Below are 12,423 nucleotides of genomic sequence, written 5' to 3'. Positions count from 1 at the left end.
CAAGAGGGTTCAGAAGCACCACTTGTCTGATGCGAGGACGTTCGGTATCAGGCAAGTGGTGTCGATAAACGGTGGTTACTTCTTACGGGTTGGGGGGCTGACGGAATGGCGGCGTACCAGCGTCGGGCTAAACATGTTCGTGGTTTCGCTAAGCTCTTTACCGTGGGATAACGCGATGGCAAGTTCTGCCGCCTGAATGGCCATGGCGGAAACCGGATAGTGCACGGTTGTCAGGCGAGGACGAAGGTAACGGGCGATCAATACGTCATCAAATCCCACTACCGACATATCCTGCGGTACACTGATGCTGTTGTCGCTCAGGACTGAAAGGGCGCCCGCGGCCATAGAATCGTTATAGCACACCACCGCCGTCATATTGCCGCCTCGGCTCAGCAGTTCCATCATGGCGGCTTCGCCGCCCACTTCGTCCGGTGAGGCGCGCGCAATGAGCCGTTCATCCCGTGGGATGCCATGCTCTTGCAGCGCATCCATATAACCTTGCAGGCGATCGGTGGAGTCGGAAATTTGGTGATTCGAACAGAGGAACCCGATCTTCTGGTGCCCTTCCTGAATTAAATGACGCGTTGCCAGCCAGGAACCATAGCGATCATCGAGCGCAACACAGCGGTTTTCATAGCCGGGCAAAGTACGGTTGATCAGCACCATATCAGGAATGTGACTCATCAAGGCAGCCAGTTCTTCATCTGAGAGCATTTTTGCATGCACGATAAGCCCCGCACAGCGGTGACGAATCAACTGCTCAATGGCTTTCTTTTCCTGCTCGGCATTGTGATAGCCGTTGCCAATCAACAGGAAATTGCCGGTTGCCTGGGCAATTTGTTCGACAGATTTAACCATCGTCCCAAAAAAGGGATCGGAGACATCTGCAACAACCAGCCCCATAGTTTCTGCACTCTGGTGCGCGAGCGCTCTGGCATTGGCGTTCGGATGATACTGTAGTTCCGCCATGGCCTTGTGTACGGCTTCCCTTGAGGCGGTACTGGCTTTGGGCGAATTATTAATTACGCGCGAAACCGTAGCGACTGATACACCTGATAGACGAGCGACATCCTTTATTGTGGCCATTGGCATTCCTGAACGGTCAAATGTGTTATCCCCGCCATACTTCAAGCTGCATATCTTTAGGCCTTCCAGCAAGCCGAATTATTTAGGGTATTAAGGCGAGTCGTCGCCTAGTGCACAAGTTAAAAGAAAAAATCGATTACTTAATATTTATAAATGTACAGGTTTTTGGGTGATGTTACCTATCCGACCTCCTTGCCTTTTTGATCCAGACCGTACTTATGTGATCGCTATCAACAATCATCGGTCATTTCTCTCTTCCAAAATACCATTCTGAGGTTTAAATTTAGGGTAACCGATTACACTTATGTGATGGCTAAACGATAGCGAACTATCGGTATTCGGCTTTTTTACAGCTATTTTATCCATAATATATAGTGAAACTGATTACATTTAGGGGTTTTTCTGGCTGTGTTTACCGGCTGGCCGGATGCCTCTTCCAGGCCGCTGACGGGCTGTTAGCGCCATACAATTGGCCGCGGATGGTGACGCCGTTGTACCGAATTTGTGTTTTGTATTGAGGAATAGCTTATGCAGTTTGAGCCAACTGAACATCCGCATCGTCGTTTCAATCCGCTGAAAGGTGAGTGGATTCTGGTTTCGCCACATCGCGCGAAGCGCCCCTGGCAGGGACAGCAGGATGAACCGGATCGTTCCACGCCGCCGTCTTACGATCCGACCTGCTACCTGTGTGCGGGCAACAAACGCATTACTGGCGATATCAACCCGCACTATCAGGGCACCTTTGTTTTTACGAATGACTTCTCGGCACTGATGGAAGAGACGCCGGATGCACCGTCGGGTGACGACGAGCTTTTCCGCGTTCAGCAGGCCCGTGGTATCGGCCGCGTCATTTGTTTTTCTCCCGATCACAGTAAAAGCCTGCCGCAACTTTCGCTGCCAGCGCTGAAAGTGGTGATTGATACGTGGAGCGATCAAACCGAGGAACTGGGCAAGCGGTATCCGTGGGTTCAGGTTTTTGAGAATAAAGGAACGATGATGGGGTGCTCGAATCCCCATCCGCACGGGCAGGTTTGGGCTAATGACTTCCTGCCGAATGAAGTACAGCGTGAAGATGATCAGCAGCGCGTCTATTTCTTACGTCATGGTTCGCCGTTACTGCTGGACTACGTTCGCCGCGAACAGGCTGACGGCTCGCGCATCGTGGTGGAAACAGATCATTGGCTAGCGGTTGTCCCTTATTGGGCGTCGTGGCCGTTTGAAACGCTGGTCCTGCCCAAGTTCGCCGTACAGCGGTTGCCACAGTTGAATGACGTTCAGCGTGACGATCTGGCGCTGCTCCTGAAAAAGCTGACCAGCCGTTACGACAACCTGTTCCAGTGTTCATTTCCCTACTCGATGGGGTGGCATGGCGCGCCATTTAAAGATGGCGACATTGCGCACTGGCAACTGCATGCCCATTTTTATCCTCCGCTATTACGTTCCGCCAGCGTGCGCAAATTTATGGTTGGCTATGAAATGCTGGCCGAAGCACAGCGTGATCTGACGGCAGAGCAGGCCGCTGAACGTTTACGCAGCGTGAGTGATATCCATTTTCGTGAGCAAATTTGAGGTCATTTTATGAGCCGTATTGATTCTCTACGTCAGTTAACCGAGTCTGTTTTTGTCCGATTATTTGGCTATGCGCCGCACGCGGCTATTCAGGCTCCCGGCCGGGTCAACCTGATTGGTGAGCACACCGACTATAACGATGGTTTTGTCTTGCCTTGTGCTATCGATTACCAAACGGTAGTCAGCGCGGCGGTACGTCAGGATGGTATCGTACGGGTGGTGGCGGTGGATTTTGACAACCAGCAGGATGAATTCGATCTCGCCAACGCGATCGTGCCTCATCCAGAATATATCTGGGCTAACTATATCCGCGGCACGGTGAAATTTTTGCTGGCGCGCGGCCTGCCGCTCAGCGGCATGGATATGGTGGTTTCCGGCAATGTGCCTTCTGGCGCAGGGCTAAGCTCATCAGCCTCGCTGGAAGTGGCGATCGGGCAGACGTTCAAAGAGCTGAATAATCTGGACATCAGCCAGTTGGATATTGCGTTAAACGGGCAGCAGGCGGAAAACGATTTTGTCGGCTGTAGCTGCGGCATTATGGATCAGTTTATTTCCGCTCAAGGGCGTGCGGGGCAGGCGATGTTGATCGACTGCCGCTCTCTGGAGGGACGCGCGGTGCGTATGCTCGACGGCGTTGATGTTCTGATCGTGAACTCTAACGTGCGTCGTGGGTTGGTGGACAGCGAATACAACACGCGTCGCCAGCAGTGTGAAGCGGCAGCGCGTCACTTTAACGTTAAAGCGCTGCGTGATGTTTCACTGTCGCAGTTTGAAGCGGGAATCGAGGGGCTGGATCCGGTAGCGGTACGCCGTGCGCGACATGTTATTACCGAGAACCGCCGTACGCTGGAAGCGGCTGATGCGCTGGCGCGTCAGGATGCTCACCGTTTGTTTACGCTGATGGCGGAATCCCATGTCTCCATGCGCGAGGATTTTGAAATCACCGTGCCGCCGATCGATACACTGGTCGCGCTGATTCAGGATTATGTCGGCGAGCGGGGCGGTGTGCGCATGACTGGCGGTGGTTTCGGCGGCTGCATTGTCGCCCTTATCCCTTCAGCGCTGACTGACGAAGTCAAACAGGTGATTGAACGTGAATATCCGGCGCGCACCGGGCTTCAGCCGTCCATCTATCTGTGTCAGGCATCCGGCGGTGCCAGGCGCGTAAGCTAAGTTCTGGCTGGGGAAAGGTGAGGGGAACCTCACCTTTTCAGTTTATTGTCGAACTTGTGGGGAAATAGAGACATTAACATCACGGTTAAGCTGGCGCAGAGCTAGCTCTATCGTTTCAACTTTTGATGAATGTTCAACGTCCAAAAGGCGATCGATTTGCGGACCTTTTTGGCCTAACCGTCTGGCAAGTTCAGCTTTGCGCGTTCCTGTTTCAATCATTGCATTATGTAATGCTGCCTTCATCGTCACTAATACTGGGATCGTGACAACGTGCTCTCCTGCTATTGGCGCGCTAGCGTAAGGAACAGGGCGGCGTTCTTCAATTTCGATGGCTATGGCGGTAACAATTCCGTCAACAGATTCCAGAAGGGCTGAGTCAACGGAGTCACCAACCGAATTCATTAATGGCAAATCGCGGCAAGAAACCACGTATTGTCCGGTTACTTCGTCGAGTTCCAGTTTTACGGGATAGTTGAACATACTTTTACCTCTAAATGGGGTTTCCCCCTATGTAACGAGAATCGCACTTACATAGATTATAGTGGTATCAACTTAATCATATTAGTGGTTCTTCTAACCAATTCGCTGAATTTACAGAAATTTTGGTATATAAAAAAGCCAAATTGGCTGGTAAGCCTTAAGTATCATAGTCCCAAATCTTTCATGATTTTCTTACGAAGAGGCTCAGGTATTTCTTTTGCGCCATGAAAAGGCAGAACGGATGCTTTTCCGTTTAATTTAACTTTAAGGTGGCTCCCACCTCCTGATGCTTTAGTCAATTCTGCTCCTTGTTGCAGAAGCCAGCGTCTGAATTCAGAGTATTTCATTTGGCATCCCGCCATGTTGCTCAGTTTTCACCCTATAGCTACATTAACTTATTTGTATAAAATGACAACTTATATGTTTCTTAATGAAACACAGGTGTTAACTTAAGTGCTTTTATCAAGGCAGCAGAAACAGGGTTGCCAGCCCAAGAAAGATAAAGAAACCGCCGGTATCGGTAATGGCGGTAATCATTACGCTGGAGCCGATGGCCGGATCGCGGCCGAGTTTCATCATGATCAGTGGGATCGCAACGCCCATTAGCGCGGCGAGCAATAAATTTAGCAGAATCGCCAGCATCATTACGCCACCCATAGCGGCGCTGCCGTAGAGCAGGAAGGTCACCACGCCCATAATCGTGCCCCATATCACCCCGTTAACCAGTGCGACGCCGAGCTCTTTGAGCAGCAGGTACGATTTTTTACCATGTTCAAGCTGATGCAGCGCCAGTGCACGCACAATCATGGTGATCGTCTGGTTGCCGGTATTCCCGCCAATTCCCGCGACAATCGGCATCAGCGTCGCCAGCGCCACCAAATGAGATAATGTGTGCTCAAACAGGCCAATGACCCGCGAGGCGATGAGCGCCGTACAAAGATTGACGGCCAGCCATGCCCAGCGATTGCGGAACGATTTATACACGGGAGCATAAACATCTTCAGAGGGCGTCAACCCCCCTGAACGCCGCAGATTGCTGTCGCTTTCCCGGTTCACGACGTCGAGGATATCCTCAATCGTCAGGCGTCCCATGAGTTTTCCTTTGCTATCGACCACGGCGCTGGAAATTAAATCGTAACGTTCAAACGCCCCCGCGGCTTCTTCGACTTTATCTTCAGGCTGAAACCTCAATGGCTGATCGTCCATGACGTCATTAACCCTTGTCTGAGGTGCGTGAAGCAGAATACTGGCCAGCGACAGCTCACCGATCAGCGTGTTCTTGCGATCGGTAACGAACAGTTTGTCGGTCGATTCGGGGATGGCTTTGCGGTAGCGCAGGTAGCGCTGTACGGCTGCGAGCGTGACGTCGGCGCGCACGGTGATGAGTTTGAAATCCATCATGTGCCCGAGGCAGTCTTCATCATAATTGATGGCGGCGCGTAGCTGCGCACGCTGCTTCGGCTCAAGCGAGGTCAGTATTCTGCCCAACAGGTGACGAGGAACGAGGCGAGAGAGCTGGGCCTGTTCATCGACATCCAGTATTCGAACGGCTCTCAGTATTTCTTTATCCTGCATATCGCCGATCAGGTCGTCGGAAATGCTGTCTGAGGCCTCAATCAACACGCGACCGCGCTTCTCTATGGGGATCAGTCGCCAGAGCGCCAGACGTTCATCCTGCGGTAAAGACTCCAGTAAATCGGCAAGGTCAGCGGCATGCAGCCCGATGATAAGCTCGCTGATTTCTGCGGTTTGGTCGAGCAGAATGCTTTTTTCACGCAGCCCGATGTTGTTACTTAATACGTCGCTGTCGCTTAACGGTGCGCCATCGCGCTCTGTCACGCGCGGCTGCCGGTTGATAATGTCTTCAACCAGTTCCTTGTTTTCCAACAGCAGAAGGGAGATGCGGCGCCGGAGGTCGGTAAGTTTTTTTACACTCGACATAATGTTTTATGCTCGATCTGTTTTTTGTCCGTATTTTATTAAACGTAGCGCAAAATCAGTGGATTAAGAATAGGATTACTGGCGAATCGCAGTCTGAAAAGCAGGGTGATGGTGTCCTGAGGCGTTTTTTTATTGTGGTCTTCGTCTAATGAGTTATTAAATCGTTTGCTATTTAGTTTTTAGCGATATATAGTCAGTGCAAGAAACGTAACCAACACCGATGGCAGAGACGATGAATGACAACGCTTACAAACTGGATGGACAGCTGTGCTTTGCGCTGTATTCAGCCAATCTGGCGATGAATAAACTGTATCGTCGTTTGCTGTCTGACTTGAACCTGACCTATCCCCAATATCTGGTGATGCTGGTGCTGTGGGAGCGTGATGGTTTGACGGTGTCTGAGTTGGGTGAACGCCTGTATCTGGATTCCGCTACGTTGACACCGCTGCTCAAACGTTTACAGAGCGCCGGTTTAGTGGTGCGTAACCGGGGAACAGAAGATGAACGCCAGGTGCTGGTTGGCTTAACTGAAGCAGGTCGAGCACTTCAGCAACAGGCGCGAGAGATTCCTGAAAGCGTGTTTTGTGCGACGGAATGTCATCTCGAACAATTACAGACGATCAAAAAAGATTTGGAAACGCTGCGTAAGAGCCTGATCGGACATCTTTGACGATGTTAGCGGTTGGTTTGTACACCGCGAAGTCAGTCAGTCAGTCAGTTAGCTTGCAGCATCTTGTTGGCGTCGCTTTTTTTAAGTAAATAAGTAGTTTGCGATTTAATTTTTCACTATATAAATAACGCCTGAGTTCTATCGACACTCTCTTAGGCCATTCCTAACTATCTGGAGTCACATTATGTCTATTGAAAAAGTATTATACGTTGCTCATGCTCAGGCCACGGGTGGTCGTGATGGTCGTGCAGTATCTTCCGATAACGCGGTTGATATTAAATTGACGACCCCACGTGAGTTGGGTGGCGCTGGCGGTGAAGGCACGAACCCAGAACAGCTGTTTGCCGCGGGTTACTCTGCCTGCTTCCTGGGCGCGATGAAGTTTGTTGGCGCACGTGAGAAAATCGCCGTACCTGCTGATACCACAGTAAATGGCAGCGTAGGCATCGGTGCCATCCCAACCGGATTTGGTATCGAAGTCGAACTGAAAATTTCCCTGCCGGGCTTGGATCGCGCGGTGGCTGAAGATCTGGTGCAGAAAGCCCATATCGTTTGCCCATACTCCAATGCAACGCGTGGCAACATCGACGTGACGCTGACTATCGTCTAAGCCCGGCTTGACGTCAGTCTATTATTGATTGATGAACACGATTAATTGATGAAAACGGTGGCTGCGAAGATTCGCACTGCCGTTTTTTTATTTGTACGGTGTCGTCTGAATAGGCAACGGGAGCGGACGTAAACGTAAATAGCGAGCACAAGAATACGTAAGCAATAAGCCCGATGAGGAAAAGGAAAAATGTGAGGTGCGGATGGGTTAAGCGCTACTCTTTCTGATTGACGAGTACGTTGGCAGGAAGCAGTAATTGTTCAGCACGCTGCTGCTGTTTGTCTTGATGATGACCAAACGCGGTGATGGTGGAGTAAGCAAAACGGCCTAAAAGAATAATGAAGCTGATGAGTAAGACGGCACGAGCAATACGAGAACCACTTCGTCGTGGGCGTATCGATAATCGCCGTTTGTGGATAAGTGTGGACATTATCAGTGAATCCTCTGTGAAAGCGAACATTCGCTGTTGTTTATTTAGGCACAAGCAGTAGGAGAGGTCAATCTGCCGAAGTGAAAAAGATGATGGCTGATTTGGTTTTCGCACGTTCGGTACAAAGAAAGAGGGGGGTAAGCACGAAGAGGCGGGAGCCTGAGGGAAATGAAAGATACACCAGAAACCCGCTCAAACCACAGCGGGTAAGCGGGTTGAGTAGTGCAAGGGAATTACGCCGTGGTATTGACGTTACGCCCAATCGCCGGATTTGCTGGCAGAGGTGGTAATGCCTTCAGAATACCGGAAACGACAGCTTCTTGATTATCGATCGCTTTTTTCGTCATAAGCGCGCTGGCCTCACTGCTGGTACGCATGGTGCTGAGGTCACTGGCGAATGATGCAATCTGTGATACATCCATTTTACTCTCCTCATAGCTGAGTGGGGAGCCCTATCCGACGAAAAGGAAGTACACCTTTTCGCCGAGGTTGTATGATGGTAGCGAAAATTCTCGCCAGCCATCAATTTGGTATCGGCCCTATCCCTATAAACTTTACGTTAACCAGGCTTCATCAGACAGCCCGATTGCACAATTTTTCGTCACGCTGCGGTTTGGCGTATGCGCGTATTACCCGACAACATTTTCAGTCATCAGGCTTTTTCTTCCTCGATCATCAGCTTCCAGCCGGTGACGTCCTGCCAATATTCCTGTTCCCGTTCCAAATCCAGTTGTACCAGCGTGTTGTTGCTAAAGAAATCGTGTGGGAACGTCAGTGTCCAGTTGTTGTCATCGGTATGCAGCTGTAACGATTCCGGCGTTGTCGTTGCCTGGCGCTGGTTGTTCAACAGCGTGGCCAGACGCAGGAGCTGTACCAGCGGCAAATATTGTTTCTTTTTGAACAAGTTCAGCCGCGGCAACTCTTCCAGCTTGATCGCCTTACGGTGCAGCCGCACGATCATCGACAGCACAAGCTGCTGTTCCTGATTAAAACCGGGCAGGTTGGTATTTTGCAGAATGTAGGCGGAATGGCGGTGCATACCGCTATGGTTAATGCCCAACCCGACCTCATGCAGCATGGAAGCCCAGTTTAAGATCGCTTCCAACTGGGGATGTACCAGATTAGGATTCTGCTGTGCCCATTGCGCGTAAAGCTGCTGCGTGGTTTCCCGCACGCGTCGCGCCTGCTCGCGGTCGATATTGTAATGGGTCGCCAGACTCTGCGCGGTACGGATGCGAATATCCTGATGGCGGAAACGCCCTTCCATTTCGTACAGCACGCCTTCACGCAGCGCGCCATCGGACAGGCGTAGCTCTTTGATCGCCAGCGCATCGAAAATACCACACAGAATAGCCAGACCGGGCACCAGCACCGACTGACGATCTTCGGACAGACCCGGTAGGCTCAGTGATTTGAAATGCTTAAACTGCAAGATCTGCGTGCGTAGCATTTCCAGCCGTTCGGGGGTAATCAGGCCGTCTTTCTCTCCCATCTCCACCAGAATTTCGTGCGTGGCTTTGATCGTTCCAGACGCGCCGAGGGCGAATTTCCAGCCGTATATACGGTATTCCCAAGACAGTGTCTCCAGCTTTTGCGCCGCAGCCAGTCGGGCGCGCTTAAAGTTGGCTTCGCTGATTTCACCGTTCGGGAAAAATTGCTGTGCAAAGCTGACGCAACCCATACGACGGCTTTCCACCAGCATCGGCTCGAAATCTTCACCGATAACCAGCTCGGTAGAACCGCCGCCGATATCGATGACCAGCTTACGGCCTTTTTCCGGCTGCGTATGCTCCACGCCCATAAAGATCAGACGGGCTTCTTCGTGGCCGGAAATGATCTCTATTGGGTAGGGGATGATGTCCGCCGCGCGGCGCAAAAATTCCTGCGCGTTGACCGCCTGACGCAGCGCGTGCGTGCCGACGATGGACACGTTCATGGCGGGGAAGCCTTGCAGGCGTTCAGCAAACAGCGCGAGACAGCTCAGGCCGCGTTGAATGGCCTCTTCGCTGAGTACATTTTTGTTGTCCAGCCCATCGGCCAGATGTACCCGCTGTTTTAAACGCCCCAATACCTGAAGCGCACCGTTTACCACGCGTGCGATCACCATGTGAAAACTATTGGAACCCAGGTCGATGGCCGCGAATTCTTGCGGCTTCATCTCGGTTTTTTCATTGTTCGTTAACGGCATTATTCAGGCTTATCTCCAGGTTGCTCCAACGCCTTGATGTAGTCGTAAATGGCATTTTGCGCGCGTACTTTACGCTTGTTACCGCGGGATACATAGCGGTTGCTCGATTCTTTATCAACGATACGGGCTTTCACCGTATCGCTGAACAGGATATCCAGCGTTTCCAGCACGCGAGTTTTCAACGTGGGGTCAAGAATTTCCACGGCGACTTCAATGCGATAATCAATGTTGCGTGTCATCCAGTCTGCGGAAGAAAGATAGACTTTCTTGTCCCCGCCGTTGTTGAAGACATACACCCGATCGTGTTCCAGATAGCGGTCAAGAATACTGATGACCTGAATATTTTCACTGATCCCCGGTAAATTAGGAATCAGTGAGCACATGCCGCGCACCAGCAGATTAATTTTCACGCCCGCAGAGGAAGCCTGATACAGCTTTTCCGCCAGCCCTTTATCCACCAGATTATTTACCTTAAGCGTAATGCCTGCATCACGATTCGCCAGCGCGTTCTCGATTTCGGTGTCGATCAGTTGGTAAAGCTTGTCGCGGGAGTTTTGCGGCGACACCAGCAAATGCTCGAAGCTAACCGGACGGTAAGGGTTTTCAATGAAGTTGAAGACGCGGCGCACTTCGTTGGTAATGCGTTCGTCGGCGGTCAGCAGCGAATAGTCCGTATACAGGCGGGCGGTTTTCTCGTTGAAGTTACCGGTACCGATGTGCGCGTAACGCACAATCTTTTCCCCCTCACGGCGGGAAATCAGGAACAGCTTGGCGTGAATCTTCAACCCAGGCACCGAGAAAATCACGTGCACGCCAGCTTCCGTCAGGCGCTTGGCCCAATGGATGTTGGCTTCTTCGTCAAAGCGTGCCTGTAGTTCGACCACCACCGTCACTTTCTTGCCGTTATGCGCCGCATGGATCATTGAGTTAATGATGCGCGAGTCTTTGGCGACGCGGTAAATATTGATTTTGATGGACAGCACATTGGGGTCGAAAGAGGCTTGTCGCAGCAGTTCCAATACGTGCTCGAAGGTATGGTACGGATAATAGAGCAGCACGTCGCGCTCACGGATCGCATCAAACCCGTTGCGGAAATGGTTGAATCCGGTGTGTCGCAGACGTGGCAACGGTTTGTTGACCAGATTGGCGCGTCCGACGTTCGGGAAAGAGATAAAGTCTTTGAAATTATGGTAACGCCCGCCGGGGATGACGGAATCGTAGGAAGAGATGCCCAGTTTATCCAGCAGCATGGCAACCATCGCGTCCGGCATGTCACGCTGATAAACGAATCTCACCGGCTCGGCGGTTAAGCGCTGCTTCAGGCTGGAAGACATCAGCTCCAGCAGGCTGGATTCCATTTCCGTCACCAGATCGTATTCCGCATCGCGCGTCATTTTCATGGAGTACGCGTTCAGCGCATCATAATCGAAGAAGCCCTTGAAGATATCATCCAGACAGTAGCGCAGAATGTTATCGATGAGGATCATGGTCTTACGACGGCGCGGCGCTTCCGCTGGCAGGTTGACGAAGCGCGGTATTTTATCTGAAGGAATTTCCAGCAGGGCGTAGTTGATCTCATCGCCACGAATAATCTCGACGGCAAGATAGGTATAACTGTCCTTCAGGAATTCCACCAGATCGGTTTCATCAAAGATCAGTATCGGCGTGATGTGCGGGCGCAGATATTGCCGGAAGTAATCTCTCAGCCACTCTTGCTGATTCGGAGAAACCTGACGTTCGTTGACCAGAAAAATCTGGTTACGCGCCATCTCCAGCAGCAGTTCATTGTACAAGCTGTCAAAAATTTGATCGGTTTTGAGAACACGCGCCTGAATTTTGCCTAAAAGATGCCGTAGATTGCCGTCCAGACCTTGTTCTTCATTAATCAGAATGCGTCTTTTCAAATCGGCAAAACGGACTTTATAAAATTCATCAAGGTTGCTGGAGTAGATGCCCAGAAAGCGCATGCGTTCGATTAACGGATTGCTTTTGTCTGCTGCTTCCTGAAGTACTCGCTCATTAAAGGATAACCAACTTAGTTCTTTCTCTATGTAGAGTTTGTCCTGACCCATTGTCACTCCGCTCAACTCATGTACTGAAGGTTCATCCAATATTCATACCCTTCCGTTGTGGAGATAGGGTACAACAACATTATGGCGTGTTGATGACGATAAAATCTAATTCATAGACAGACTTACCATTGTCATATTATGGGCGTAAAGGCAACATATGCTACCCGCAATACGTTAACAACACGACTCTGGCAGCTTCACTCT

At 51.1% G+C, this 12,423-nt stretch carries 12 protein-coding genes; 4 read left to right on the top strand and 8 right to left on the bottom strand.

All coding sequences use genetic code 11. The features are described from left to right. Positions 1 to 75: 75 nt before the first annotated feature. A complete protein-coding gene (gene galR / locus LCF41_RS15525; protein ID WP_225085364.1) occupies positions 76 to 1,086 on the bottom strand; it encodes an HTH-type transcriptional regulator GalR in 1,011 nt (336 codons plus the stop codon). Positions 1,087 to 1,614: 528 nt separating this feature from the next. On the opposite strand from galR, the gene galT reads away from it, so the two are divergent. Both galT and galK read left to right on the top strand, forming a co-directional pair. Beyond that, a complete protein-coding gene (galT, locus tag LCF41_RS15520; protein ID WP_225085363.1) occupies positions 1,615 to 2,655 on the top strand; it encodes a galactose-1-phosphate uridylyltransferase in 1,041 nt (346 codons plus the stop codon). Positions 2,656 to 2,664: 9 nt separating this feature from the next. Continuing rightward, the gene (gene galK, locus LCF41_RS15515) at positions 2,665 to 3,828 is read left to right on the top strand and encodes a galactokinase (RefSeq protein ID WP_225085362.1); all 1,164 of its coding nucleotides are present in this window, start codon (positions 2,665 to 2,667) and stop codon (positions 3,826 to 3,828) included. A gap of 42 nt (positions 3,829 to 3,870) precedes the next feature. Here the strand turns inward: galK and LCF41_RS15510 are convergent, their stop codons facing one another. From LCF41_RS15510 to mgtE, 3 genes are all read right to left on the bottom strand, one after another. Beyond that, positions 3,871 to 4,308, bottom strand: coding sequence for a type II toxin-antitoxin system HicB family antitoxin (locus LCF41_RS15510; RefSeq protein ID WP_225085361.1), 438 nt, complete (start codon positions 4,306 to 4,308; stop codon positions 3,871 to 3,873). A gap of 164 nt (positions 4,309 to 4,472) precedes the next feature. Further along, entirely contained in the window at positions 4,473 to 4,655 is a 183-nt protein-coding gene (locus LCF41_RS15505; protein ID WP_039515475.1) for a type II toxin-antitoxin system HicA family toxin, read from the bottom strand. A 115-nt stretch (positions 4,656 to 4,770) separates the two neighbouring features. Then, on the bottom strand, positions 4,771 to 6,249 hold the full coding sequence (gene mgtE, locus LCF41_RS15500) for a magnesium transporter (RefSeq protein ID WP_225085360.1): 1,479 nt from the start codon (positions 6,247 to 6,249) through the stop codon (positions 4,771 to 4,773). 220 nt (positions 6,250 to 6,469) lie between these two features. On the opposite strand from mgtE, the gene LCF41_RS15495 reads away from it, so the two are divergent. Together LCF41_RS15495 and LCF41_RS15490 are read left to right on the top strand one after the other, a co-directional pair. Then, positions 6,470 to 6,919 carry a MarR family winged helix-turn-helix transcriptional regulator gene (locus LCF41_RS15495; RefSeq protein WP_225085359.1) on the top strand — a complete coding sequence of 150 codons (450 nt, stop codon included), beginning with the start codon at positions 6,470 to 6,472 and terminating at the stop codon, positions 6,917 to 6,919. A 184-nt stretch (positions 6,920 to 7,103) separates the two neighbouring features. After that, positions 7,104 to 7,529: an organic hydroperoxide resistance protein gene (locus LCF41_RS15490; protein ID WP_137740329.1), complete on the top strand. Its 426-nt coding sequence runs from the start codon at positions 7,104 to 7,106 to the stop codon at positions 7,527 to 7,529. A 214-nt stretch (positions 7,530 to 7,743) separates the two neighbouring features. Here LCF41_RS15490 and LCF41_RS15485 read toward each other — a convergent pair whose 3' ends face one another. The 4 genes from LCF41_RS15485 to ppk1 all read right to left on the bottom strand — a co-directional run bounded on the left by LCF41_RS15485 (position 7,744) and on the right by ppk1 (position 12,219). Then, complete coding sequence (locus LCF41_RS15485) at positions 7,744 to 7,959, bottom strand: YfgG family protein (RefSeq protein ID WP_015841127.1); 216 nt, start codon at positions 7,957 to 7,959, stop codon at positions 7,744 to 7,746. A gap of 233 nt (positions 7,960 to 8,192) precedes the next feature. Then, positions 8,193 to 8,381: a YjfB family protein gene (locus LCF41_RS15480; RefSeq protein WP_180741824.1), complete on the bottom strand. Its 189-nt coding sequence runs from the start codon at positions 8,379 to 8,381 to the stop codon at positions 8,193 to 8,195. 230 nt (positions 8,382 to 8,611) lie between these two features. Then, a complete protein-coding gene (ppx, locus tag LCF41_RS15475) occupies positions 8,612 to 10,147 on the bottom strand; it encodes an exopolyphosphatase (RefSeq protein ID WP_225085358.1) in 1,536 nt (511 codons plus the stop codon). Continuing rightward, complete coding sequence (ppk1, locus tag LCF41_RS15470; protein WP_225085357.1) at positions 10,147 to 12,219, bottom strand: polyphosphate kinase 1; 2,073 nt, start codon at positions 12,217 to 12,219, stop codon at positions 10,147 to 10,149. Before ppk1 ends, ppx begins: the two co-directional genes overlap by 1 nt. Between the last annotated feature and the right edge of the window lie 204 nt (positions 12,220 to 12,423).

Origin of the sequence: Pectobacterium colocasium (assembly GCF_020181655.1) — a bacterium.
Taxonomy (GTDB): Bacteria; Pseudomonadota; Gammaproteobacteria; order Enterobacterales; family Enterobacteriaceae; genus Pectobacterium; species Pectobacterium colocasium.
Note: the sequence above shows the minus strand (reverse complement) of the source record. Positions and strands in the feature narration are given on the sequence as shown.